Source organism: Pantoea sp. USHLN256 (genome assembly GCF_037149875.1).
Taxonomy (GTDB): Bacteria; Pseudomonadota; Gammaproteobacteria; order Enterobacterales; family Enterobacteriaceae; genus Pantoea; species Pantoea nemavictus.
The window spans coordinates 43,281-68,133 of sequence record NZ_JBBCQO010000008.1 but is presented as its reverse complement, the minus strand read 5'-3'; the positions used below and the strand labels follow the sequence as shown (position 1 = coordinate 68,133).

The following is a 24,853-nucleotide window of genomic DNA, read 5'->3' as shown; positions in this document are numbered from 1 at the left end:
CCCTTAGTTGTGCCACTTTGAGGGGCTGGTTGAAGGTCATGAGTGCGAGCATACTCTAACACCATGATTTCGATCATTGATGACACTGATCGACGCTCACGTTCAGCGGCCAAGCGTAAAAGCTGTTTAATCTCGATAGAAGTGCGTATGGATATAGTCTCGTCCTTCAGGCTTGGCATGGCGTCGTCTCGTCAGTTATGTAATGCAAATGTACTGCGTTTCGCAATGTTTTCCTATCATTATCCTTAGAAAAAAAGATAGAATTTTTTTACACTTGAATAAAAATTAGTGCTTAAATTGTCCCCCCAACCTGAAATCCTGCTCCATTCAAATACAGAATTCCGGCATGATAATGACTCCTCTGAGCGGAGGTTGTGCCGACGACAAAGTCACGATTCATTGAAGTGCAGATAGTCTTTGCTCTGAAGCAGGCTGAACTGCGTACTTCCCTGCCCGAAGTCTGCCCCAAGCTGCGCATTGCCGACGCCATTTTTATATCTGGAGAAAAAAGTACGGCGGGATTTCTCCTTCAGAATTAAAGCACATGCGGCAGCTCGAGGAGGAGAACCTTCGCTTGAAGAAGCTGGCTGCCGATCTAAGCCTCGACAAAGCCATGCTACAGAACTTGCTGGCAAAATAGAGCTGACGCTGGCACGCCTGCGCGAGTGGGTCAGGGACTTACAGGCCCACTACGATGCCAGAGAAAGACATGTCTGCTTTGCGATGCAGGTCAGTTGCAGTTCGTACCGTTACCGCTCTGTTGCATTAGACGACTGATGTTTGCGCCGCTTTGGCAGGCGTAGCGCCCCTTGTTCCACAGCGGTGATGTGAAATTCTGAGCGAGATATGTTCAGACCATGACTTAATGCTTAAAAATTTATTAAACTTGCTTTAAAGAAACTATTTACTTTGCATTTTTACTAAAAGACATTCCAAAAAACGTGCCCAATAATCAGGTCCCGACATAATTATAAACTCCATAGCCATATAATATTCCAGATAAAAATTGCGTATGAATATTTTCATACGCAACCGAATCCCCCATAAAATAAAAAACAAAACAGTCGTCATTTTCCTCACAAAAAACATACTATGCTTTTCAAAAGAGAAGTTTCAAATTCACCTAACGAATTGATTATATCCTTTTTTTCCGCTGCCGATTTTATTTTACTTAAAGTAATATCTATATTGTCCTCAGCCGTAATATTGGCTATCTTTGCGATTTTTTTAGATACTTGCATTGGAATTCCGAATTCCTCCAATGTAACCAATGTTGGCAATTCAAAATGAGCCTCTAACGCATGACAAAAATTAGTGTAATCACCAAAACTATAGTCAAACCTTGAAAAGATCAGTTTTTGAATATCATTAATTGCAAGTATAATCTTAGGGAGATTATAACTTACTAAATTTCTTTTGAAATCGAAAATCACTTGCACTGCATCGTCAGGTTTATAATCCACACTCCGACTTTTCCAATAAGAATATTCATCATTAATTAATTTCAAATCACTTTCGTGACTCATAATGGATCTGAGACGGGTGTGAAGTTGAGAGGCAGTCTTTACCGCACCATTTCCCATTCTAGATAATGAAAAATACTCAAACAAAATAAAGCATAAATGATTAAGTTGATCTTTAGTTGGGTATAACGAGTCCCAAACCATGACATTATGCCATTTACCACATTGCTCCATCAAAGCATCGGCAAAATTTAATAACTTCTCTGGTGAAACACCTTGGTGCTTGTTAATTAGTTCAATTGGTAAAATTTGTTGATGGGTATACTTAAATATTCTAGTTAGATTTGTCTCTGATAAATCATTTTGTATCTGAAGAAGCATAGAGTCAGAGGCATTTTCGCTAAGAGTGATAATGGGAATGTCAATTAATGGCAATTGTTGTTTTGGCCTACTGCCTATTACATGAATCTTCCCCACAAAATGCTCAAACATCCGACCACTTCTTCCAGATATGTTATTAAATGTGAATGAATCTAATTTAGTTCGGCCAGTGATACAATCATCATAAATTATGACATTTTTAGCATTTGTATTAACGCCCTCAATAAGCGTAGACGTACACACCAAAACTGAAATTCTCTTTTTATTAAAAGAGTCGACAATAAATGATCCAATTGCCCTTGGAAGTTTTGCGTGATGACATGCTACTCCGTAATCCACTGCGTTTGCTAAACTCCACTCAGGATGATAATTATCCCTTAACCATCTGGTAAACGACTTGTTTTCATCATGTTTCTTGGTGAATCCCATTGCCAATATTTTAGACATTAAAAAATTGGCTCTTTTAGGAGATTTGCAATAAATAACGGTCTGTTCATCAGAACTAATATTCTTTAGAATTCTTATTAAATATTCATCTCTTTCAATATCAACATATTCATCCTTGCCTTTTGTTTTTAATTCGTAGTAAAATTCATCAGCAGCAACAGTCTTGTATTTATCAAATTTTACAAAGGAGCAGTTAAGGTCATCTTCTAAACCATCAATAATTCCATCTATATTTGGGCCAAGCATATAAAATCTTTTGCATATATTATATAATTTATGAAAAGCTATATTCAATCTATCACATCGATAATCAGCATTGCTACTAGGTGCTAGTTTATAAAACTCATCAATTATAAAAAAATCAACATTTGTCGTTTTGAAATTACGTTCAATCACTCTTTCTTGCGTGTATATGAAGATATTTTTTTCAGCCGCATCCTGATTTGATTGTGTTATTATCTTATATGTAGCCTTGTGTTTATTAAATTTTTTCTTAAGTTCATCCATCAATGCTATTGTTGGCACTACCACAACAATATTATTAAAGCATTGAGAACTAATTAAAGCATCAATTATAAGACTTTTACCGAAACTGGTTGGAGCACTTAAGACAATGTTTTCACCGTTAATTATTCTATAATAGACCTCTGCTTGTTTTACATGAAATGTAGTATCCTGATTTATCGGAGATAAAAAGACACCCACCCCCAACTTGGTTTTAAAATCCAAACCATCGGCATCAACATAAGGAAACAAACCTAATTCCAAAACCAGTCTATTTAACAAGTTAACATTCTCATTAAATAGATCTTTCTTATCTAACATCCGCAGAACTAGATCTTGAATTAAGTGATAATTTACATGTTTATTGTACTCATCAATCAACTCAATAATGATTTCTAGCCAAAGATTGTTCTCGGCAGTGATTTTATTCTTCAATTCATTATATTTAGCAATATTCATTGCAACACTTCCTTTTTAAAATCATCATACAAAGAAACAATATCATCAACAGGAAAGAGAAAAACCCTTACATCAATAAGCTTTACTATTTCATTGTTATAACATGAGGAGAATGATTTTCGACAAACATCTATACTATCTCTGAAATTTTTTAAAAAATCAGTCTTATTGTAATTTTTAATGATTTCGCTAGAATTTACGATAAAAATAGGAATAATTATCTTATCGACGCGTTCCTCAATAGAGATTCTATTATCAGAAAGTTTTTGCAACTTATCTTTAAAGGGCCAATCTAAATCTATTTCAGACGTTATTAGTAAAAGTCTATTTTTAATTTCATTAACACTGACAAGATTATTAATATTTCCCAATACAGATGTAATAGCATCATCCATGGTATCTTTGATTGATGAGGCACCGAGCCATAATTCAACCTGACCACCATTTATGACAATATGTGAACAAGAAAACAATAAGTCACCATTTATATTGTAAACACCATTAACTACAGGAATTGTTTTATGACTTTGCCTAATCGCCATATGTAAGAAAAGATCTCCTAAGGCATCTAAATCATCAACAGGATACTTTTTAATGGCCTCTGCTAATTGTTTCGCAGGGCGATTTCCTATAGCTTTCTTATTTTGCGCAGTTAGTGAATAATCAATTAACCAATCTTTAGAGTACTCAATCAGATCATTTTTACGCCATTCGTTGTACTCAAAACCAATATCAATCCCTTTAATATTCGGAATATCTTTATTGCAATCCACACATATTTTAAAAGGGGTATCAGGATGTGGAGGCGGTATGTACTCAATTTCTTCCCGCACTGAGGCCTTTAAACGCAAATTATTGAAAGCAACTCCTAGGTTATTATATATTTTTGAAATAGATAAAACATGCAGGGTTGTACTACCCTGTTGTACGATCAGCATACCAACCACATATCCGTTAAACAAAACGGGTGAACCCGACATACCTCTATATTTTGAAACAGTAGGTGCTTGTGCAATTTCAAAACTATGTTTTGTCGTAGTAATATCCCCAACTAAACTGCATACAGTTGAAGAGAACGCTGCTGGAACTTGCTTCTTTTCAACAGGAAAACCATAAACATGTACTTTCTCATCAATGACAAGGTCTACCATTCCTGTATGTATAAAAGACGAAAACTCGTTCTCAATACATTCAAGGATCGCAAAATCCATATTAGAATTATCATATTCATCAAGTAATTTTAACTTAACTTCACATCCAGATATAAAATCGTCGGGGGTTAAAAATAAACTGTACTCACCATTCTCTTCTAACGTATGCTTAGCTGTAAGAACAAGATTATTACTTATACAAAAACAGGTCCCTCTTCTAATTGAATCACCATTTTGAGATTTGAATATATACACTTTATCTTTAGGGTAATCATCTAATTTCATATCAAAATCTCTTTCTCATTTATCAGTATTTTTGAGCCGCAGCTATATTTTGAGAATTTTTCTTTGAATGACTGATTGACATGTGCGATTGGATGGTTAATATAAATATCAATAGGTTGTTTTTTAGAGTATCTGACAATTCGAGCCAACGTCTCTAAATCCGGATGAGAATGTTTTTTCCCATTAGTACTGATTAAATATCTTTTGCATAAAATCCTCTCTAAAAGAATTCTGTTATAATTATGTTTACTGCCATGATGTGGTAATTTAACTGCGTCTACCTCAAGGGTTTCATATCCCTTAAGATCCATCCACTGAGTAATTGTCTTGGTGTCACTATCGCCTAGAAATAGAACTTTCTTCTCGTTAAACTCTGCCAAAAAGGATATACTACTCATATTATTCAAAGAACCATCATCAACAAATGGCACATCAGATAACTGTTCAATCGTCTCACATGAAGGTCCACATATTTCTTCATCATCAATATCACTGCTTAAAGAATCTATGTACTTTTCAAAAGCAATGCTGTGCTTTTTATGTAATCCTTTCATTTTCAAACCATACTCTGATAAAATATTAATCCAATCTGATTTTATTTTTGAAATACACCCATCCGTTGGCCCAATAATTTCAATGGCAATATCACCTATAATAAATTTATCTGGAACTGATGTACTTGTAATCACACCACTCTCGAATCTTTCGTTTATTCTGTAGTTTAAAGCTTCCAAAATAAAAGAAAGAGATGTTCCTTCTGAAAATCCTATTTCTGATTCGCCTTCAACATCTTTAGTAAAGTTAGATATGATTGTATCAAAAGCAGATGATTCCTCTTGAGATATATTTTCTTCAAGGCGTTTAGCGCTAATCAACTGCTCAAGGCCATTAAAGAATACTTCTTTCAAAACCGGATGAGACTTCTCCTCAAGCATGCGAATCAGACCATTGACGTGATCATTATCGATATGTGTAACAAACAAAGCATCAAATTTACTAAATTTCGATAAAATTTTTTTCCAACTGTTATATGAGGAAGCAGTTCCACCATCAATCATAATTGATGTGTTTTCTGTTGCTAATATCAGGCAGTCACCATTGCCACCATCATTTAGATAAACTTTCATAGCATAAAAACCTTATACATTAGATAGTTAGAGCAAACAAAGCAGTTGTGATTTTATGAAACAATTTTATCATGATTAACTATTGATTCACATGATTAATCATGCAGTGTACTAATGCAGCCTTAAATCAACTTAATCTAACTCAGTGCTAAGATGCTTTTATGTAAGGTAATTTACTAATAACTCAGTACATATTGGAAAAATCACTCTTAATTTCAAATAGATGAAGTCAAATCCAGTATTCAACCATTGCCTGCAGTCTTTCCACCGCCGCCAACAATCCCCCGGTGTCAGAATCCGTGTTCCTCCCATCAAAAACTCTAATGACGTCATTGATACACGGTTTAAGATGCATTTCACCAAAACGTAAGGCTGCGACCCCGGCTAACACTTTCCGCCGTTAGGCATAACGGTCTAAGAGGTTGCGTAAATGAAAGGGATATCAGAAGCTAATTACTCTGACTGGCGTAGTCAGAGAAAAAGAACGAAAAGTGTCCGGCAATCATTATCAATGACCGACACACTCATTTAGACCTAAATCGCGGCGTACTGGCTTAGAAATGGCTACTTGTAGAGCAAATTGCCTAGGGGAAACTTCCTTAATATGAACAACAAAGAATCTCATGAAATCTGGATTTGTGCGTGTTGTATTGGGGAAGCTTTTCTCCGCGAATGTATCGAGGTAAATGGTTCCTCTAATGCATGCCACTACTGCGAGGAAACTTGCGCCTGCTTTACCCTGGAAACTATTAGCAATCTGATAGAACAAGCCATCGGAGAACATTTCGTCCGTACTTCGGATGAACCTTCCACAATGGAATATGCAATGATTAAGCATTGCGGACACGATTGGTATCGCGACGGGGAGGAAATTGGACAGGTGATTGAAGACCTCCTACAAACCAGTCCCGAAGTGGCACACGATGTACAGCAGCTTCTTGAGGAAAGGCATTCTGATTTTGACTCTGACGCTATGGGTCTGGAAACTGAGTTTTCGTGTGAATCGCATTATGTAGAACGCCAAAAGGTGAGCACCGGGCGTCTAAACTCCATTTGGGAAAGGTTTGTAACCACACTCAAAACTGAATCCCGCTACATCAATCCCTATGTAAGAGAGACACTGGATAGCCTTTTTAGTGGCGTGGAAGCTATGCGGTCAGGAAGGAACGGCACGGTTATAATAGAGGCGGGTCCTGATACCGATGTCCCTTTCCTTTTTCGGGCCAGATGGTGCCGTGGACATGATGAGCTGGAGAGCATATTGATTACACCGGATCGAGAATTAGGGCCTCCTCCTTACCGGCTCAGTGGTGCAAATCGCATGAGCGCCCGAGGTATTTCTGTATTTTATGGTGCCAGCTCTGCGGAAACCGCTATTTCGGAGATAAGACCTCCGGTGGGCTGCAATGTTGTATGTGCTAAATTCATCCTTATCCGCCCGCTCAGGCTGCTGAATCTTCTTGCGCTGGAAAATGTCTGGGAGAGTGGCAGCATGCTTGACCCGGACTTTATCAGAAAACGCGAGCAAGCTGCCTTCCTAAGAACGCTAACCAGTCGGATAGTGGACCCCGTGCTACCGGGTGAGGAGGATTTTAGCTATATCCCAACCCAGGTCATTGCGGAATATCTAGCGGAGTCCCCCACGATGGCCCTTGACGGAATTTTGTATCCGTCGGTGCAGCTGTCTGGTCTTAAGTCGGATGAAAGTTACAACGTTGTCCTGTTCCACAAAGCCTCTTGTGTCCGCTATCAGACGTTGCCTGCGCAGGAAGGCTGCAGAATAAGTTACGGACTTCAGTACGATGAAGATGACTGGGAGACAGACATCTGTGTAACAGAAATCGCAGAGCCCGTGGATGCCAATTCCCAGCAGGAAAAAGAAGAAATCCCCCCCACCTTGAGGACAACCGGGAGCCAGCTATTGAGATTGATCTACTTTCTGTTAGCGTTCACGGTATAAGGGCCGCTCGCTTTGAGTATTCCACCGATACGGTCAGGCGGGACAAACACGTTTCTAAGCCTGAAATTGCCCGTCCCTCTGTTTCTGAAGTGCCCCCTTGGAACCTCGACTCTAACCAGGATGATATTCCTTACTGACGAGGTAGCTCCGGCTACAAAAATGGGCCACCGATGTGGCCCATTGTGCTAGAGAAGGAAACAGCCGTGCGGTTTAAGCTGAATACCACAGAAAACGTCAGTACTAACTTGCATTACAAGCCGTAAGGAGGACTGATCTCCTGCACCATGTCCATTTTGGCATTAAGAAGACTATCAGATATCGTTGGACACTGTTCAGCTTTGGTAGACTATTCAATGATCATTCTCATAACACTTCACTTTTAGAACTCAACTTAATAGCTATCAGCAGTTGCTCAAACTAGATTTATGTATTCAACAACTTTTGGTGGTCATTCTGGTGGTCTTGACAGAAAGGGCATTCAGGTTTAGCTTACTTATTAGCCAGTTACTGGCAAAGGCGATCCCAGTCAGAGGAGCCATATTTAGAGAAGCCCGCTTAGGAAACTAAGCGGGCTTTTTGCTTTTACACTTCCGCAAGAATCGCATGATGTGAATATACTTTCCGCTCAAAACCCTCTCATTACTTATGATAATAACGTTAAGTATTGCAGAAATGTCTCGTTTATTTAGCCGATTATTTTTTTAGTGAAATGCTTAATGGTTTTGTAATTTTAATCGAGAATTAAACCTCTTACCGTTGTGCATTACCCATCATTGATAATAGGATTAACCCTCAATTACCGGAATATAGTATTAAGCATGCCAAAGGGAATTGTGCGCCTTTTATAAAAAGGGAGTGAAGGATATGTTAAAGGTTAGTTTTTGCGATAAAAAAATCAGAACCCTTTTTTTTAAATATGCTTCGGCCACAACGGCAAGCATTGCTGCGGCTGCTCTGTTTTGGGATATCCCTAAAGAGTATAAGCATTACTCTGGATTGGCTTGCATAGCTGTTTTAGTAATGATTTATCTCATGTTATGGTATAAAGCCAACAAACTTACAGCAATTAACTTATCTGTTGAAGGAAGCACAGTAACCATTAAAACTGGCGATATTTTCGCTGAGCAAGGATTAAAAGCGATTGCTTTTAATGAGTACTTTGATACTAAAGTGGATAACATAGTTATTGCTCATCAGAGTCTCAACGGCCAGTTTGTTACGGATCAACTCACCTGCTCAGTGCAACAATTGGATACCTACATTGATGAATATAGCTACGAAGAAGAAGACTTTGCTGAAATTAATTTAACGCGGTTATCTGGTAAGAATCAACGCTATAAAATTGGGACAATTTGCGTTTGGAATGAGTACTTGCTGACGGCTTTTTCTAAATTCAACAAGTATAACGAAGCTCATTTATCCATGCCTGAATATCTTGAGTTCCTGATTAACTTTTGGAATAAGGTCAACCGCGTTTATGCCCAGCAAAGTGTTACTGTGCCGATTTTTGGTTCGGGTATAACACGAATTAAGGGGCATAAGCTGATCAGTGATGAAGAGTTGCTGAAAATCATGTTATGGACATTCAGGGTCAGTGAAATGCGATTTACCCATCCTGCGAAATTAACAATAATTATTCATAAAGACAAGATTAGTAAAGTAAACCTATTTGAGCTTCAGATGGCAAGAAGCGGCTTATAAACTCCCTGCAAAATTTAACAGGCGAGGCACATACAGTTATTAAACCTCATAATTAAATAGTTTTAAGTCGAGAAAAAGACTTTACACAAGGGACATCTTTCAACTGAAGTATAGGCAGGATTTTTCACAACAAAGGAGTGACAAACCATGATATACCGTACCAAAACATACATTGCGGGTGAATGGGATGGCGATCAGGATGCCATTGAACAATTACATACCTGGAATGAGAGCAAATACTGGGACTTCTCTTTCACCGACGCTCACGATATAACACAAGCCAGAGATAGCAGTTTAAATTGCAATATAAAATCGTCCCTTGCAACACGCTTAAATGCCTCAAAAACATTTATCCTCATCGTCGGAAACAATACCAAGGCAGCACGGAGTGGCGGCTGTCGATACTGTGATAGCTACAATAGTCTAAGTAGTCAATGTGACCGGGGATACTCAGTAGATCATCGAAGTTATATTGAGTATGAATGCGATAAAGCCTTGAAGGACGACTTAAACATCATCGTTCTGTACAATGCAACCACAATTAATAAATCCAAATGTCCTGACGTCTTAAAGGGTGTCGGAACGCATACCGCTATGCGCTCAACCAACGGTTGGGATTACCTCGCGGTTAAAAACGCGCTCAATTAAATTCCGCTATAAAAAAACCCGCTGGCCTAACAGCGGGTTTTTTATTCCTCAGCGCACAGCTCATTCCAGTAGCTGTAGCGCATCACATGGTGTAGGCGCTCATCTCTCATAGTAGCGATACACCGATGGATGGAATTCAACGCCATACAGTTGGCTGATGGGAATCAGCAGGTCGATATGGTTGCTAAGATCGAATTCGCGCTCTTCTGCACGCGGCTTCTCGCCATTGACCAGTTGGTTAAACCACTGCTGCAAGAGGTGTTTCATTGCCAGCTTCTCCACAAATGATTGACGCTGACAGTAAACCTCACCCAGAGATATAACCATAACGATTAGTTGTGCGCTTCTTTGCCAGGTTATGCATATAAAAAAGTGCGCATAACAGCGCACCCTTTAAACAACCGTAAAGTCGCCATTTACGGCGAGCGGAGGAAATCCACCTATCCTCTGCTCTTTGCCATCATCTTGCGGTAGTTATTCAGCCATTTACCGCTGGTTAGACGCCACCAGAAGAACACGCCGCGCACCGTCCAGTCGAGGAACATTCCCAGCCACACGCCGACGACGCCCATGCCGAGCACAATGCCGAGGAAATAGCCGGCCACCACGCGTGCTCCCCACATGCTGAACATCGATACATACATGGTGTAACGTGCATCACGCGCCCCCTTGAGGCTGGCTGGCAGCACCCAGGACGCGGTCCAGATCGGCATAAAGGCGGCATTCAGCCAAATCAGATGCTTAGTGACTGAAATCACTTCCGGATCGCGGCTGTAAAACTGCGCTAAGGTTCCAGCCAGCGGTACGGTAATCAACGCCAGCGAACACAAGCCAATCATCGCCAGCCAGAACACGTGTTTGATTTGCCGCTCAGCCTGCATCACCTGATTCAGCCCCAACCTGCGGCCGGTAATGATGGTTGAAGCCGAACCCAGCGCGTTACCCGGCAGGTTGATCAGCGAAGCAATCGAGAAGGCAATAAAGTTACCGGCGATTTCATTGGTACCCATGCCGGCGACAAAAATCTGCGTCAGCAACTTACCACCGTTAAACAGTACCGATTCAATACTGGCAGGCACGCCGATGCCCAGCACTTCCATCAGGATGTTGCGATCCCAGCGGCGGAAATAGCTCGCGATAGAGATTTTCAATGCCGGAGTAATGCCGCGATACAGCACGTAAATCGCCGCTGCCGCGCCGATATAGCGCGAAATAGTTAGCCCCAACCCGGCGCCAACAAATCCCATCCCTTCCCATCCAAGGCAACCGTAAATCAGCACGCTACTGATCACGATGTTGAGGATATTCATGCCGCCGTTAATTAGCATCGGAATTTTAGTATTGCCCGCACCACGCAATGCACCGCTGCCAATCAACGCAATCGCCGCTGCGGGATAGCTCCACGCCGAGGTTTGCAGGTAGCTCAGCGCCAGCTCTTTCACTTTGGGATCGGCGCTGCCGGCGATCACGTCAATGATCAGGTGCCCCCAAAACTCGATAGCGATCACCAGCACAAACGCTAGCGCCGTCATCAATCCCAGCGACTGGCGCGTAGCGGCTCGTGCACGTTTACCGTTGCGTTTTGCCAGACTGAACGCCACCACCACCGTGGTGCCGAGATCGATTGCGGCAAAGAAAGAGATAATTACCATATTGAAGCTGTCGGCCAGACCAACGCCCGCCATCGCCTCTTTACCCAGCCAGCTCACCAAAAAGGTACTGAGGACGCCCATCAGCATCACACAGAGGTTTTCGATAAAGATGGGCACGGCTAATGGGGTAATTTCACGCCAGAACAACGTACGATAAGAGCGACGTTTGGGATACCACGCCGTGTTTCTGACCGCCCGCATCACTGCTACGCCAGGATTTTGCAAGGGATTACCAAATCACTTTGGAGAGGAAGAAGAGTAATAATGATGATAGGCCACTGAGAATTATGCAAAGTGTTTCCCATCACCATTTAATCATTATTACAAACTTTTTGTCGCCACCACCGCAGGATCGGCTGCGCCGCCCAAATAGGCGCTACGCACTTCGTCATTATTGAGCAACTCTGTGCCGCTCCCGCTCAGGCGAATCTCACCGTTGACCATCACATAACCCCGATCCGCCAGCTGTAGCGCATGCCGCGCGTTTTGCTCCACCAGGAACAGCGTCATGCCCTGCTGCGTCAACTCACGCAGGATGGCAAAAATCTGCTTCACCACAATGGGTGCGAGGCCAAGGCTGGGTTCATCGAGCAGCAACAGTTTGGGTCTACTCATCAGCGCGCGGGCGATCGCCAGCATCTGCTGCTCGCCACCGGAAAGCGTCATGGCGCGCTGTTTGCGCCGCTCCAGCAGGCGCGGGAAAAGCTGGTACATCCGCTCTTTGTCCTGTTTAACAAAGCGCTCGCCAATGGCGATGGTGCCCATCAGCAGATTCTCTTCTACCGTCATATCGGGAAAAATGCGCCGCCCTTCAGGCGCCTGCGCAATACCGCTGGCGGCGATGAAATGGGTTGAGCGCTGACTAATCGCCTCGCCGCGTAAACGAATTTCACCACTGGTAATGCGCGGCTGGCCAAAGATTGACATAAGCAGGGTCGATTTACCGGCCCCGTTGGCGCCAATCAGCGCCACGGTTTCACCCTGATTAACGGTTAATGAAACCTGTTTCAGCGCCTGCAGTGGACCGTAAAACACATCTACCTGCTCAAACGCCAGCATTGGTTCAGCCATGGTCGCTCTCCTCTTCTGCGCCAAGATAGGCGGCTATCACTTTAGGATCGTGACGAATTTGCTGCGGCGTGCCCTGCGCAATCACATCACCGTGATCCAGCACCACGATGTGGTCAGAAATGCGCATCACCATCGGCATATCGTGTTCAATCAGCAACACGCTGATGCGATGATCGGCGCGCAGGCGATGCAAAATCTGGCTCAGCGCTTCGGTTTCCACCGGATTCAACCCAGCCGCCGGCTCGTCCAGGCAAATTAACTCTGGCCGCGTACACATGGCGCGCGCAATCTCCAGCCTGCGCTGCTGGCCATAAGAGAGCGTGCCCGCCAGCCGATTAGCGCTGGAGACCAAATCAACATTTTCCAGCCAGTAGAAGGCGCGATCCAGCGCGCGGTTCTCCGCTTCGCGATAGCCGCGCGTGTTCAGTACACCCGCTAGCAGCTGGCGATTGACCTGCATATGCTGCGCCACCAGCAGATTCTCAATCACCGACATCTCACGGAACAGGCGGATATTCTGGAAGGTGCGCGCCAGCCCAGCGCGGTTAACCAGATGCGCCCCGCCAAACATTTTGTACCAGAGGCGCGACCCCAGCCGTGCCGGATTAATCAAGTCTGCCGCATGGATTTTCTGCCCCAGCACCTGAATCACATCGGTGCTGCGCTGGTTAGCATTCAGCACAATGCGGCCACCGCTCGCGCGATAAAAGCCGGTCAGGCAGTTAAACACCGTGGTTTTGCCTGCGCCGTTAGGGCCAATCAGCGAGGTGACCGAACCGCGTTCTACCGCCAGGCTGACATCATTCAACGCTTTAATGCCGCCGAAGCGCATCATCAGGTTGTTCACTTGCAGAATGGCATCACTCATGACGCACTCCTTTGCGTAGCGGCACACCAACGCGCGCCGTGCGCACCAACCCGCGCGGCCGCCAAATCATCATCAGCACCATCAACATGCCGAACAGCAGCACGCGATACTCGGCAAAGCTGCGCAGCAGTTCAGGTGCCACCGTCAGGACAAACGCTGCCAGCACCACGCCCAACGTCGAACCCATACCGCCGAGCACCACAATGGCCAGGATCAGTGCCGATTCAAAAAAGGTAAACGAAGTGGGATTGACGAACCCCTGATAGCTGGCAAAAAACACGCCGGCAATGCCTGCCGTGGAAGCACCCAGCATGAAAGCGGAAAGCTTAACCAATACGTGATTGAGCCCCATCGCGCGGCAGGCAATTTCATCTTCACGCAGCGCTTCCCAGGCGCGGCCAATCGGCATGCGCGTCAGGCGATGTTTGATCCACAACACCAGCAGCACCACCAAAACCAGTACCACATAAATGAAGATAAATTTCATGTTTGGGTTGTAGGTGACATGGAAGAACTCGTGATACGGCACGCCACCTTCGCGCGCGCGTCGGGCAAACTCAAGGCCGAAAAAGGTCGGCGACGGAACGGAAACACCGTTCGGACCGCCGGTAAAGGAGAGCCAGTTTGTCAGCACCAGACGGATAATTTCACCGAAGCCGAGGGTAACAATGGCCAGGTAATCGCCGTGCATGCGTAGCACCGGAAAACCGAGTAGCGCCCCGGCAAAGGCGGCCAGCAGCGCGGCCAGCGGCAGCATGCTCCAGAAACCCAAGCCAAGATATTGATAGCCCAGCGCCAGGCCGTATGCGCCGATGGCATAAAAGGCGACATAACCGAGATCGAGCAATCCGGCGAGGCCTACCACGATATTCAGACCCAGCCCGAGCAGCACGTAAATCAGACCGAGAATCGCCACCGTCAGCAGGTATTTGCTGGAGAGAAACGGAAAAGCCAGCGCCACGATCAGCAGCAGTGGCAATATCCAGCGCAAACGCGATCGATAGCCCGGATCGCGTACGTAAACGCCATCATCGCTGCTGGCAAACCTGCGCATCATGCGCTGACCAAAGGGCGCGTGCACAAACAGGCTAAACAGCAAACGCCCCGCCATCACCACGGCAACCAGCAGCGCCACGCGCTGTGGCGACAGTTTGAAACTGTAACCGTCAAGTACTACGCCAACGATCGGCCCAAATACCACTAGCGCTATCAGCCCCGCCAACAGCGTGTCGAGCAGTGCCTGGCGCAACGGATTTTGCGTCATTGCATTCATCAAAGCTTCCTCACACTTTGGCGACCAGCGGTCGTCCCAGCAATCCTTGCGGGCGGAAGATTAAAATCACCACCAGCAGCGAAAACGAGAACACATCTTTGTAATCCGAGTTCACCATGCCGGCGAACTGCGCTTCCGCCACGCCAAGCAGCAATCCGCCCAGCATCGCGCCGGGCAGCGAACCGATACCGCCGAGCACCGCCGCCGTGAAGGCTTTAATGCCAATGATAAATCCGGCATAGAAATCAAAGGTGCCGTAGTTCATGGTCACCAGTACACCGGCCAATCCGGCCATCGCCGCACCAATCACAAACACCAGCGAGATAACGCGATCGGTGTTGATACCGAGAATCGATGCCATGCGCCGATCCTGCTGCACCGCGCGGCAGATACGTCCCAGTTTGGTGTACTGGATAATCCACGTCAGCAGCGCCATGCCGCAAAATGCCGCGATCAGGATAAAGATTTTGGTCCAGGTGATTTGCACCACGCCGCCATCAATCTCCATGCGCAGCACACCGGTCAGCAGCGTAGGAATCCCCTGCTGATTCGGTCCCTGGCTGAGCTGCACGTAGTTCTGCAGAATCAGCGACATGCCGATCGCCGAAATCAGCGGCGCAAGGCGCGTGGAGTTACGCAGCGGCCGATAGGCAATACGTTCAATCGCCCAGCCATAGGCTGAGGTAACAATGATGGTGAAGATCAGGGTGCCGAAAATCAGCAACGGAAAGGAGTGAATGCCGAAAAAGCTGAGCAGCGATAAGCCAATGGCGCACAGATAGGCGGAGATCATATACACCTCGCCGTGGGCGAAGTTGATCATCCCGATGATGCCGTAAACCATGGTGTAGCCGATGGCGATCAAGCCATAAACCGCCCCCAGTGTTAAACCGTTAATCAGTTGCTGTAAGAAAAAGGCGTCCATAATGTCGTCTCGTACTCAATGGGAGCGCACAGCTCGCGCTCAATCGCGAATGGCCCCGCACGTTGCGGGGCCGCGTGGCCGATTACAGCTGGTGGTATTTGCCTTTGTCGTCCCATTGATAAACGACGTAATCCGAGACTTTAAGATCGCCTTTACCATCCCAGGCTTTTTTGCCCATCACGGTGTCGACGCTGTTCGCTTTCAGCCATTCGCTGGCCTTCGCATTGTCTTTTCCTGCCGCTTTGTAGGCAGCCGCCAGCGTCTGCACTGAAGCGTAGGCATATAAGGTGTAGCCTTCTGGTTCGAAACCACCGGCGCGGAATTTTTCAATCACGGCTTTGCCATCGGCGATGGTGCGCGGATCGTTGCCAAAGGTCATATACACACCTTTGGTGTATTGCGGTCCGCCTGCCGCCGTCACCATCTCTTCGGTGACGATGCAATCACCGGAGAAGAAGGCCGCATTCACGCCCTGCTCACGCATCTGGCGCACCAGCGGGCCGGCTTCCGGATGGCATCCGCCGAAATAGACCACGTCCGGTTTCAGCGCACCGATTTTGGTTACCAGCGCATTGAAATCTTTCTCACCGCGCGACAGTCCTTCATACAGCACTTCTTTCACGCCGCGCTTCTCGAGCGAGGCTTTGGTGGCATCCGCTAAGCCCTGGCCGTAAGTGTCTTTGTCATGAATAATGACCACTTTCTTCGCCTTGAGCTTGTCGATGATGTAGTCAGCGGCGATCGCGCCCTGCTGGTCATCACGCCCACACATGCGGAACATGGTTTTCATGCCGCGTTCAGTAATTTTCGGGTTGGTTGATCCGGGCGTAATCGCCAGAACGCCAGCTTCATCATAGACTTCCGACGCCGGCATAGTGGATGAGGAGCAGAAGTGGCCGACTACCGCCATCACTTTGTCTTGATCGACCAAGCGGTTGGCGACCGAGACCGCCTGCTTCGGTTCACAGGCATCATCGCCCTGCACCAGCACAATTTTTTCACCGTTAATACCGCCGGCGGCATTAATGTCTTCCGCGGCCTGGCTCGCGCCTTTCCAGTATTGCGCGCCATAGGTCGCATTGGGGCCAGAGAACGGACCGGCCACACCAATTTTAATATCTGCCTGAGCGTAAAAGGCCACGCTTAAACAACCTGCTATCGCCACCTTCATTGGGTGTTTTATGAATTTCAAAGACATGCTTTCAATCCTCAACGGGTCAGGAACGGAGCCATACCACGGCCTGGGAGAAATCAATTTCTGAAACTGCGGCAGAACAGAATGCGGCCCACAAAACCCGAAGGATCGCCATGCATGGCGACCTGCTTTCAGTCACGCATCAATGCGCGCCCTGAACTCAACAGCATAGGTTTATGAAGGCCACGGTTGAAAATTAAGCAATAACCTCGCCAACTCACGAAAACGCGGGCGATTTTTTGCATTGGCATCGCTCCAGGACTGGAGACACCCGATGTAACATCCCTGCTGATCATAAACATAGCTAAGGTTACGCCAGGCACCAGCACCGCGATGGTGCAGAATGCGGTCGATCACAGATTCTTCATCGTTGTGAAGCGTTTATCCGCTATGCTCTGGTGAAAACGGTCCACGTTTCCTGAAGGAGAACCCATGAATACACAACGGAACGGATTGAGCAGCCAGCAAGCGCTGGACGAATTAGAGCGTCTGTACGACACGGCCGTTGATGCCTTGCGCAACGCGATTCGCGATTTCACTGCCAGCGGGCAGCTACCGGATGAAGCGGCTCGCCAGGAAGGGCTGTTTGTTTACCCGCAGCTGCGCATTACCTGGCTGGGCGAAGGCCCGCAGAAAAACCGCACCCGCGCATGGGGACGCTTTACCCATACCGGCAGCTATAGCACCACCATCACGCGTCCGGCGCTGTTGCGCCACTATCTCAGCGAGCAGCTGCAGATGCTGGAGAAAGAGTATGAGGTGCTGATTGAAGTGGAGCCGTCACAGCAGGAGATTCCTTATCCTTATGTGATTGACGGCCTGTCGCTCGATCGCTCAATGAGCGCCAGCATCGCCCGCCACTTCCCCACCACCGAACTGTCACAGATTGGCGATGAAACCGCCGATGGCCTGTTCCATGCCAATGCGATTTTCCCGCTGTCGCATTTTGATGCGCTGCGTACCGATTTCTCGCTGGCGCGCCTGCGTCACTACACCGGCACCGGCGTTGAGCACTTCCAGCCGTTCGTGCTGTTCACCAACTACACACGCTATGTTGATGAGTTTGTGCGCTGGGCCATTGAGCAGGTGCAAGACCCCAACACGCCTTATGACAGCCTCGCCTGCGCCGGTGACGTGGTGATCACCGCGGATACCCAGGATCCGACCGCAATGATGTCCGATCTGGCGTGGAAGAAGCATCAAATGCCCGCCTGGCACCTGACCTCGCCTAATCGTCGCGGTATTACGCTGGTCAATATTGGCGTCGGCCCGTCCAATGCAAAAACCATCTGCGACCATCTGGCGGTGATTCGCCCGCATGCCTGGCTGATGATTGGTCACTGCGGCGGCCTGCGCGAAAGCCAGACCATCGGCGATTACGTGCTGGCACATGCCTACCTGCGCGATGACCATGTGCTGGATAGCGTATTGCCGCCGGATATCCCGATCCCCAGCATCGCCGAAGTACAGCGTGCGCTGTATGACGCCACCAAAGCAGTGAGTGGTATGCCGGGTGAGGAAGTTAAGCAGCGTCTGCGCACCGGCACTGTCGTCACCACCGATGATCGTAACTGGGAGCTGCGCTACTCCGCCTCCGCGCTGCGCTTCAACCTGAGCCGCGCCGTGGCGGTTGATATGGAAAGCGCCACCATCGCTGCGCAGGGTTACCGCTTCCGCGTGCCGTATGGTACGTTGCTGTGCGTGTCCGATAAACCTCTGCACGGCGAGATCAAACTGCCCGGTCAGGCGAACCGCTTCTATGAAGGGGCGATATCTGAGCATCTGCAGATCGGCATCTGCGCGGTGGAACTGCTGCGTGCCGAGGGCGATAAGCTGCACTCAAGGAAGCTCAGAACCTTCAACGAGCCGCCGTTCAGGTAGTCATGATGAGTTCCGGCCCTTGTGGGGTCGGAACAGTGCAGTAAAGCGCGTCATGACATCTTTAAGACGATATTCTGAACAAACCACGCCAACACCAGAAGGCAAGTCGGTAACATGATTTTCCAGGTTAAACTGTTATTTAAGGCAGATATTTTTTCCTCCAGCTGATTGAATCTTTGATCAACTCTTTCGAATCTCGCATCAATTTTGTCGAACTTCAGTTCGAATTTCTCTTCCATCCGCTCAAACTTTTTATCGATACGTTGTTCAAGCGCCCCCAGCTCGCCCATCATCTCTACACGCATTACGCCCTGCTCGGTTCGTACCGTTTCAATATCCGCTTTTGTCGCAAAATGTTCTGAACGCGCCGTTAGCACCGCCACATCCATCTGAATCTGCTGGGTAGTTTTTTCCAGCTGTTCAACCCGTTTGGTTAACTGTTCCATTTGCCGATCTCCTTTGTAACCCACATCAAAAATTAGCGGTGGGAACACACGAGTTGTAGCGCTAATGGGGTAATCCATTACCGAATCCTCTTCTATAGCCTTGATTCACTCTCTCCACCACACCCGTAGTGAAACAGATTTGCACGGCGTTGACATTCCACGATCCCGCCATTCACAGCACTATTTTAGCGGGCAAGATTAAACAACAAGCACAGCGTGAACGGGCGCAAGCGGGATGAGAAGTGGGAATTAAAAAGAAGTGCGAGGATTCACGCAGAAAATCAGCAGAGGATTGCAACAGCAGACACGGAAGCCCGGGCGGGCTTCCGTTAAGTAAGGCTTACGCGCTCAGCCAACCCAGTTTGATCACAAACAGAATCGACAGAATAATCAGCGCCGGATTAACCTCTTTGGCGCGACCGCTGAGCAGCTTAACCACCGTCCAGGTAATGAAACCAAACGCAATACCGTTGGCGATGGAGTAGGTCAGTGGCATGGTCAACGCCGTCACGGTAACCGGTGCCGCGGTGGTGATGTCTTTCCAGTCAATATCCGCTAAACCAGACGCCATCAGCACCGCTACAAACAGCAGCGCAGGTGCAGTTGCATACACAGGAACGCTGCCCGCCAGCGGCGAGAAGAACAGGCTCAGCAGGAACAGAATCGCTACCACAATCGCCGTCAAACCAGTGCGGCCACCGGCGCTGACGCCCGCAGCAGATTCCACATAGCTGGTGGTGGTTGAGGTACCGAGCAGCGAACCGAATAGCGCTGCGGCGCTATCGGCAATCAGCGCACGGCCCATTTTCGGCACGTTACCCTTCTCATCCGCTAAACCCGCACGCTTGGTCACGCCCAGTAACGTCCCGGTGTTATCGAAAACGTCAACGAACAGGAAGGCGAAAATCACGCTGACCAGCCCCACGTTGAAGGCACCCGCGATATCCAGCTGCATAAAGGTTGGCGTGATGGAGGGCGGAGCGGAGAACACGCCGCCAAATGGCGTCAGGCCAATGCCCATCGAAATGAACGTCACCACCAGAATACCGATCAGCACCGCACCGGTGACGCGACGCGCTTCCAGCACCACAATGATGAAGAAGCCGAGCAGCGCCAGCAGCGGGCCCGGTTTGGTCAGATCGCCCAGGCCAACCAGCGTGGCTGGGTTATCCACCACGATACCCGCGCCTTCCAGGGCGATAATCGCCAGGAACAGACCGATACCGGCGCCAATACCAGCCCGCAGCGGCAGCGGAATGCTGTTAATAATCCACTCACGAATTTTGAAAAGCGACATGGCAAAGAAGATCACCGCCGACAAGAACACCGCGCCGAGCGCGACTTGCCACGTGTAACCCATATGCAGAACCACGGTATAGGTAAAGAAGGCATTGAGGCCCATACCCGGTGCGAGCGCAATCGGATAGTTAGCGATCAGACCCATTAATACGCAGCCAATCGCCGCCGCCAGACAGGTCGCCACGAAGACCGCCCCTTTATCCATGCCAGTTGCACCGAGAATGCTCGGGTTAACAAACAGGATATAAGCCATTGCCAGGAAGGTGGTGAGACCCGCAATGATTTCGGTGCGAACCGTTGTGTTGTGCGCTTTTAATTTGAAGAGTTTTTCTAACATCATCATCTCTCATGAGCGGAGTCGGCACGAATGCGCGCGCTCCTTGCCAATGTGGTTTACATGCTTATTGTTGTATTGAAAGCGAAGCAAACTGGACAAAAGGTGGTAAAACCTTCCGCTTTCCCTTGTCCATATAGCAATAGCTATGCCACTCCCCGACGCAATCGATTACGTTTTCAATTGCGGTTACGGTTAGGATAATTCTGAACCAGAACGAGGCGCGATTATGGTGCATTGCACCGGCGCCGCGCAATCGTTTTCCCCTCTGGCTATTCACCGGGCAAAATATTGCGGCACTGCACGCTTTCGCACTCTGCCAGGCGATGGCGCTCACGTTTCTGTTGCCTGAATCAGCAGGTAAAAAACCGCGGGTTACACTGCTTTTAACCCTTTCGTAACAAAAGAGGCGCGTCCATGAAGCCCGCGATTCTGGTGGTTGATGATGATCGTGCAGTGTGCGAACTGCTGCACGATGTGTTAAATGAACATGTGTTTACCGTTTATAGCTGCCATCAGGGTAAAGATGCGCTGGCGCTGCTGGCCCAGCATCCGGACATTTCGCTGGTGATGCTGGATATGATGCTGCCTGATACCAACGGTTTGCTGGTGCTGCAGCAGATGCAGCGGCAACGACCCGACCTGCTGGTGATCATGCTAACCGGCATGGGATCGGAGGCGGATATGGTAGTCGGACTGGAAATGGGGGCCGACGATTACATCGCTAAACCCTTTAATCCGCGCGTGGTGGTGGCGCGTGCGCGTGCGGCCCTGCGCCGCTGCGGTCGGCTGACGCAGCCAGAATATTTAGCGGATGAGGGCTGGCAATTTAACGGTTGGCGTCTGGATGATGCGCGCTGTCAGTTATTCAATCCACAACGTGAAAGTGTGCCATTGACGCAGGGAGAATATGCCCTGTTGCGCGCGCTGGTGGCGCACGCGCGCAAAGTGTTAACCCGCGATCAGCTGCTGGAGCTGACGCACAGCGAAAGTCTTGAGGTGTTCGATCGCACTATAGATGTGCTGATTATGCGTCTGCGGCGCAAAATAGAAGCCAATCCGCATCAGCCCAGCCTGATCCGTACTATTCGCGGGCTTGGCTACGTCTTCTCCGCCGACGTAATGCGCCCCTCGTCCGCAGCGCGCGAAACGCAGATTGCCTGAGCCATCCAGCGCTGCATCTCGGCCAGTGGCCGCGTGCCGTCCAGCGCATTGGCTGCATGCAGATTAAAACAGGCGCAGGTGTGCGCCAGCCGCAGTGTGTCCGTCAGAGACCAGCCTTCATGGCTGGCGTATAACACTCCCGCACAAAACGCATCGCCCGCCCCCACGCTGCCAACAATCTCTTCTGGCGCTAAGCACCATGCAGGTTGCCAACGCCCTTCTCCGTCCGCTTGCTGGCCCCACGCGCCTTCCGGCGCATGAATCACCACCCGCTGGCGCACGCCTTGCTGCAGCAACCACGTCGCCGCCTCGGCAAACGCGGCGGATGCCGCCAGTCCTTGCGGTGTGCGCAAACTGACGCCCGTGAGCGCTTGCGCTTCCAGTTCGTTAATGACCAGATAATCGAGCCAGCGCAGCGCGGGTACCACCAGCGGACGATACTCGCCGACGCGCGACACCAAATCGAGTGAAGTGAGATAACCACGCTGCTGCATCTGTGCCAGCAGCCGTGCGCTGCGCGTACCGAACTCGGCATCGGGCACATCAAGTCTATCGAGCAGCAGCAAATAGCCGAGATGAAAAATACGGTGCGAGGTGGTGACAGCCGCGAAATGCGGCAAATCGAGCTGACCATTTGCGCCGCGCGCGTGGAAGAAGGTGCGCTGGCCATCCGGCGTGGTCATCACCTGCGTCATCGCGGTGTTGATACTTCGGGTGCACAGCACAAACTGGCGATCGATATGATGCTCGTCCAGCAACTGCAGGATGAAGTCGCCATCGCTGTCCTCACCAATCATACCAACGCCCGCCAGCGGCAGATTCACCTGCATGCGCGCCAGAGTGAACAGCACGTTGAGCGCGGCACCGCCGCTGCTTTTTTCACTGTGCTGAATATCCGCCAGCCAGCCCTGATCCGGCCAGTGGCTGATTCGCTGAACGTGATCCACCAGCATGCTACCCGCCCCGATGATGCCGCAACGCCCCTCCATCTCAGGCCCTCCCGGCGCTGCCAAATACCTGCATCTGTTGCGCCACCACGTTGGCGATATTGCGCTCCACCGCCATCAGCAACTCGGCGAAGGCGTCGTAGCGCGCATCCCGCTCGGTGATTTGCGTTTCAATCGCCCCGAGCGCCGCCTGCGACATGCCGGTATAAAAGTTAATTTTGTTGATGCCGAGGCTGATAGCACGCCGGAAATCGGCATCGCTAATCCCGGATCCGCCATGCAGCACCAGCGGAATGCCAGCCGTAGAACGAATCGCCGCCAATCGGTCGAAGTCGAGCTTCGGTTCGCCTTTATATTTGCCGTGCGCATTGCCAATCGCGACTGCCAGACAATCAATACCGGTCGAATGGACGAAATCAGCGGCCTGCGCCGGATCGGTGAATTTATTACTATCGGCCTCACCAAACAGTGCGCCACCTTCATCGCCGCCTACCGCGCCGAGCTCTGCCTCCACCGATACGCCGAGCGCGTGGCACATCTTCACCACTTCGCGCGTCTGACGCACGTTTTCGTCGTAGCTGAGCGTCGAACCATCAAACATCACCGAGGTAAAGCCGAGGCGAATCGCCTGCATTACCGCTTCAAAATGTAAGCCGTGATCGAGATGCAGCACCACCGGAATATCGTGCAGTGCGGCCTCGGTGCGTACCGCCGCTACCAAAGATTCGAGGCTGACATATTTAAAATGCACCTCGGCAATACTGATAATAAACGGTGAGCGCTGCTGTTCAGCAGCCTGATACAGCGCGCGCAGGAAATGCGTGTCGAGGACGTTAAACGCGCCGAGCGCGTAACCATTTTGTTGCGCATGGGCTAAGCCCTGCGCCAGGGAGATCAGTGCCATGATGCGCTCCTTTATGCCAGCCAGCGGTGATATTCGTTACACAGCAGCCAGCGCGGTTCTTCATCTTCATCAAGCGGATTGAACCGCGCCAGCGGCGTGAGAAATACGTTGTCATGTTCGTCGTCGTTGGGCATCGAGACTTCACCCACCAGCACATCGCCGTAGCCCTCTTCGCCCCAGAAGCTGTGCCAGATGCCGGGCAGCAAGGTGACGCTTTCGCCGGGCGATAAGCGTAACTGCGAGCCAGCGGCATGGGTTTGACGGATGCCATCAAGCGTGACGTCCACTGCCGTATCCGCCAGTTGATGACCAGCGCGGTTATGCAGTGTGACGATCAGATTGCCGCCGCCGCGATTGATGATGTCTTCCATCTTTTGCGGGTGATAATGCATCGGCGTTAGCTGCCCTTCGCGCACATGCATAATCTTCTCCGCGTAGGGCTTGCCCCACGGCTGCCCCCCGCGCGAGCCGTTGCGCAGCGTGAACAGGGTTAAACCGGTTTGATTAAAATCGTCGGCGCCGAAGCTAGTGACGTCCCAGCCGAGGTGCAGTGCCAGCAGTTCGCCAGCATGGTGTTTATCCAGCGCGCGCCACTGGCTGAGGCCGTAATCGGCCCATGGCGGCAGATGCACATCCTGACGCATAAAGAATTCGCGTGTACGTTGTAAGATCGCATTCACTTCAGAGCGTTGCATTGGCTCCTCCTTTTTTAGGTGAGTGCGCGCTGGCCCTCACCCTAACCCTCTCCCGCTGGCGGGAGAGGGAATG

Annotated in this window: 20 protein-coding genes and 1 pseudogene; 6 read left to right on the top strand and 15 right to left on the bottom strand. The window is 48.8% G+C overall.

The window, feature by feature from the left end; genetic code table 11:
* Positions 1 to 374: 374 nt before the first annotated feature.
* Positions 375 to 637: pseudogene (locus tag WFL93_RS18250) on the top strand (transposase); the annotation flags it as partial.
* A gap of 439 nt (positions 638 to 1,076) precedes the next feature.
* Here the strand turns inward: WFL93_RS18250 and WFL93_RS18245 are convergent.
* The 3 genes from WFL93_RS18245 to WFL93_RS18235 are packed head-to-tail and all read right to left on the bottom strand — an operon-like array spanning position 1,077 to position 5,817.
* Positions 1,077 to 3,254: a DEAD/DEAH box helicase gene (locus WFL93_RS18245; RefSeq protein ID WP_336778727.1), complete on the bottom strand. Its 2,178-nt coding sequence runs from the start codon at positions 3,252 to 3,254 to the stop codon at positions 1,077 to 1,079.
* Complete coding sequence (locus WFL93_RS18240) at positions 3,251 to 4,690, bottom strand: Hachiman antiphage defense system protein HamA (protein ID WP_336778726.1); 1,440 nt, start codon at positions 4,688 to 4,690, stop codon at positions 3,251 to 3,253. The genes WFL93_RS18245 and WFL93_RS18240 overlap by 4 nt, the downstream gene beginning before the upstream one ends.
* Complete coding sequence (locus WFL93_RS18235; RefSeq protein WP_336778725.1) at positions 4,687 to 5,817, bottom strand: MBL fold metallo-hydrolase; 1,131 nt, start codon at positions 5,815 to 5,817, stop codon at positions 4,687 to 4,689. Before WFL93_RS18235 ends, WFL93_RS18240 begins: the two co-directional genes overlap by 4 nt.
* A 604-nt stretch (positions 5,818 to 6,421) precedes the next feature.
* Between WFL93_RS18235 and WFL93_RS18230 the strand changes: the two genes are divergently transcribed.
* The 3 genes from WFL93_RS18230 (at position 6,422) to WFL93_RS18220 (ending at position 10,126) form a co-directional block, all read left to right on the top strand.
* Positions 6,422 to 7,777 (top strand): RES family NAD+ phosphorylase, encoded by a 1,356-nt coding sequence (locus WFL93_RS18230; RefSeq protein ID WP_336778724.1) that lies wholly within the window; start codon positions 6,422 to 6,424, stop codon positions 7,775 to 7,777.
* A gap of 864 nt (positions 7,778 to 8,641) precedes the next feature.
* A complete protein-coding gene (locus tag WFL93_RS18225; RefSeq protein WP_336778723.1) occupies positions 8,642 to 9,478 on the top strand; it encodes a macro domain-containing protein in 837 nt (278 codons plus the stop codon).
* Positions 9,479 to 9,625: 147 nt separating this feature from the next.
* Positions 9,626 to 10,126 (top strand): TIR domain-containing protein, encoded by a 501-nt coding sequence (locus WFL93_RS18220; RefSeq protein ID WP_336778722.1) that lies wholly within the window; start codon positions 9,626 to 9,628, stop codon positions 10,124 to 10,126.
* 99 nt (positions 10,127 to 10,225) lie between these two features.
* Here the strand turns inward: WFL93_RS18220 and WFL93_RS18215 are convergent, their stop codons facing one another.
* From WFL93_RS18215 to WFL93_RS18185, 7 genes are all read right to left on the bottom strand, one after another.
* A complete protein-coding gene (locus WFL93_RS18215; RefSeq protein WP_007891491.1) occupies positions 10,226 to 10,393 on the bottom strand; it encodes a hypothetical protein in 168 nt (55 codons plus the stop codon).
* A gap of 173 nt (positions 10,394 to 10,566) precedes the next feature.
* Positions 10,567 to 11,979: an EmmdR/YeeO family multidrug/toxin efflux MATE transporter gene (locus tag WFL93_RS18210; RefSeq protein ID WP_049852551.1), complete on the bottom strand. Its 1,413-nt coding sequence runs from the start codon at positions 11,977 to 11,979 to the stop codon at positions 10,567 to 10,569.
* Positions 11,980 to 12,099: 120 nt separating this feature from the next.
* A complete protein-coding gene (locus WFL93_RS18205; RefSeq protein ID WP_336778721.1) occupies positions 12,100 to 12,849 on the bottom strand; it encodes an ABC transporter ATP-binding protein in 750 nt (249 codons plus the stop codon).
* Positions 12,842 to 13,717 carry an ABC transporter ATP-binding protein gene (locus WFL93_RS18200; RefSeq protein WP_007891630.1) on the bottom strand — a complete coding sequence of 292 codons (876 nt, stop codon included), beginning with the start codon at positions 13,715 to 13,717 and terminating at the stop codon, positions 12,842 to 12,844. Before WFL93_RS18200 ends, WFL93_RS18205 begins: the two co-directional genes overlap by 8 nt.
* A complete protein-coding gene (gene livM / locus WFL93_RS18195; RefSeq protein WP_180822060.1) occupies positions 13,710 to 14,990 on the bottom strand; it encodes a high-affinity branched-chain amino acid ABC transporter permease LivM in 1,281 nt (426 codons plus the stop codon). The genes WFL93_RS18200 and livM overlap by 8 nt, the downstream gene beginning before the upstream one ends.
* Positions 14,991 to 15,000: 10 nt before the next feature.
* Positions 15,001 to 15,915 carry an ABC transporter permease subunit gene (locus tag WFL93_RS18190; protein ID WP_336778720.1) on the bottom strand — a complete coding sequence of 305 codons (915 nt, stop codon included), beginning with the start codon at positions 15,913 to 15,915 and terminating at the stop codon, positions 15,001 to 15,003.
* An 82-nt stretch (positions 15,916 to 15,997) separates the two neighbouring features.
* Positions 15,998 to 17,113 (bottom strand): branched-chain amino acid ABC transporter substrate-binding protein, encoded by a 1,116-nt coding sequence (locus WFL93_RS18185; RefSeq protein WP_049852548.1) that lies wholly within the window; start codon positions 17,111 to 17,113, stop codon positions 15,998 to 16,000.
* A gap of 429 nt (positions 17,114 to 17,542) precedes the next feature.
* On the opposite strand from WFL93_RS18185, the gene WFL93_RS18180 reads away from it, so the two are divergent.
* Entirely contained in the window at positions 17,543 to 18,991 is a 1,449-nt protein-coding gene (locus WFL93_RS18180) for an AMP nucleosidase (RefSeq protein ID WP_336778719.1), read from the top strand.
* A gap of 50 nt (positions 18,992 to 19,041) precedes the next feature.
* On the opposite strand, the gene WFL93_RS18175 is transcribed toward WFL93_RS18180, so the two are convergent.
* Together WFL93_RS18175 and WFL93_RS18170 are read right to left on the bottom strand one after the other, a co-directional pair.
* On the bottom strand, positions 19,042 to 19,515 hold the full coding sequence (locus WFL93_RS18175; protein WP_049852546.1) for a hypothetical protein: 474 nt from the start codon (positions 19,513 to 19,515) through the stop codon (positions 19,042 to 19,044).
* 262 nt (positions 19,516 to 19,777) lie between these two features.
* Positions 19,778 to 21,076, bottom strand: a complete 1,299-nt coding sequence (locus WFL93_RS18170) for an NCS2 family permease (RefSeq protein WP_336778718.1) — start codon at positions 21,074 to 21,076, stop codon at positions 19,778 to 19,780.
* A gap of 411 nt (positions 21,077 to 21,487) precedes the next feature.
* Here WFL93_RS18170 and WFL93_RS18165 point away from each other — a divergent pair, with 411 nt between their 5' ends.
* Positions 21,488 to 22,234, top strand: a complete 747-nt coding sequence (locus tag WFL93_RS18165) for a response regulator (RefSeq protein ID WP_049852545.1) — start codon at positions 21,488 to 21,490, stop codon at positions 22,232 to 22,234.
* Here the strand turns inward: WFL93_RS18165 and WFL93_RS18160 are convergent.
* From WFL93_RS18160 to WFL93_RS18150, 3 genes are read right to left on the bottom strand one after another with little or no spacing between them, the layout of a single operon-like run.
* On the bottom strand, positions 22,171 to 23,223 hold the full coding sequence (locus WFL93_RS18160; RefSeq protein WP_336778717.1) for a carbohydrate kinase family protein: 1,053 nt from the start codon (positions 23,221 to 23,223) through the stop codon (positions 22,171 to 22,173). The genes WFL93_RS18165 and WFL93_RS18160 overlap by 64 nt on opposite strands.
* 1 nt (position 23,224) lies before the next feature.
* Positions 23,225 to 24,085, bottom strand: a complete 861-nt coding sequence (locus tag WFL93_RS18155; RefSeq protein WP_049852543.1) for a ketose 1,6-bisphosphate aldolase — start codon at positions 24,083 to 24,085, stop codon at positions 23,225 to 23,227.
* A gap of 11 nt (positions 24,086 to 24,096) precedes the next feature.
* Positions 24,097 to 24,780, bottom strand: coding sequence for a D-lyxose/D-mannose isomerase (locus tag WFL93_RS18150; protein WP_049852542.1), 684 nt, complete (start codon positions 24,778 to 24,780; stop codon positions 24,097 to 24,099).
* Positions 24,781 to 24,853 lie beyond the last annotated feature (73 nt).

Excerpts from the sequence above, each read along its gene's own strand:
- WFL93_RS18245 (WP_336778727.1), bottom strand. The coding sequence starts at position 3,254 with ATGAATATTGCTAAATATAATGAATTGAAGAATAAAATCACTGCCGAG.
- WFL93_RS18240 (WP_336778726.1), bottom strand. The coding sequence starts at position 4,690 with ATGAAATTAGATGATTACCCTAAAGATAAAGTGTATATATTCAAATCT.
- WFL93_RS18235 (WP_336778725.1), bottom strand. The coding sequence starts at position 5,817 with ATGAAAGTTTATCTAAATGATGGTGGCAATGGTGACTGCCTGATATTA.
- WFL93_RS18230 (WP_336778724.1), top strand. The coding sequence starts at position 6,422 with ATGAACAACAAAGAATCTCATGAAATCTGGATTTGTGCGTGTTGTATT.
- WFL93_RS18225 (WP_336778723.1), top strand. The coding sequence starts at position 8,642 with ATGTTAAAGGTTAGTTTTTGCGATAAAAAAATCAGAACCCTTTTTTTT.
- WFL93_RS18220 (WP_336778722.1), top strand. The coding sequence starts at position 9,626 with ATGATATACCGTACCAAAACATACATTGCGGGTGAATGGGATGGCGAT.
- WFL93_RS18215 (WP_007891491.1), bottom strand. The coding sequence starts at position 10,393 with ATGAAACACCTCTTGCAGCAGTGGTTTAACCAACTGGTCAATGGCGAG.
- WFL93_RS18210 (WP_049852551.1), bottom strand. The coding sequence starts at position 11,979 with ATGCGGGCGGTCAGAAACACGGCGTGGTATCCCAAACGTCGCTCTTAT.
- WFL93_RS18205 (WP_336778721.1), bottom strand. The coding sequence starts at position 12,849 with ATGGCTGAACCAATGCTGGCGTTTGAGCAGGTAGATGTGTTTTACGGT.
- WFL93_RS18200 (WP_007891630.1), bottom strand. The coding sequence starts at position 13,717 with ATGAGTGATGCCATTCTGCAAGTGAACAACCTGATGATGCGCTTCGGC.
- livM (WP_180822060.1), bottom strand. The coding sequence starts at position 14,990 with ATGAATGCAATGACGCAAAATCCGTTGCGCCAGGCACTGCTCGACACG.
- WFL93_RS18190 (WP_336778720.1), bottom strand. The coding sequence starts at position 15,915 with ATGGACGCCTTTTTCTTACAGCAACTGATTAACGGTTTAACACTGGGG.
- WFL93_RS18185 (WP_049852548.1), bottom strand. The coding sequence starts at position 17,113 with ATGTCTTTGAAATTCATAAAACACCCAATGAAGGTGGCGATAGCAGGT.
- WFL93_RS18180 (WP_336778719.1), top strand. The coding sequence starts at position 17,543 with ATGAATACACAACGGAACGGATTGAGCAGCCAGCAAGCGCTGGACGAA.
- WFL93_RS18175 (WP_049852546.1), bottom strand. The coding sequence starts at position 19,515 with ATGGATTACCCCATTAGCGCTACAACTCGTGTGTTCCCACCGCTAATT.
- WFL93_RS18170 (WP_336778718.1), bottom strand. The coding sequence starts at position 21,076 with ATGATGTTAGAAAAACTCTTCAAATTAAAAGCGCACAACACAACGGTT.
- WFL93_RS18165 (WP_049852545.1), top strand. The coding sequence starts at position 21,488 with ATGAAGCCCGCGATTCTGGTGGTTGATGATGATCGTGCAGTGTGCGAA.
- WFL93_RS18160 (WP_336778717.1), bottom strand. The coding sequence starts at position 23,223 with ATGGAGGGGCGTTGCGGCATCATCGGGGCGGGTAGCATGCTGGTGGAT.
- WFL93_RS18155 (WP_049852543.1), bottom strand. The coding sequence starts at position 24,085 with ATGGCACTGATCTCCCTGGCGCAGGGCTTAGCCCATGCGCAACAAAAT.
- WFL93_RS18150 (WP_049852542.1), bottom strand. The coding sequence starts at position 24,780 with ATGCAACGCTCTGAAGTGAATGCGATCTTACAACGTACACGCGAATTC.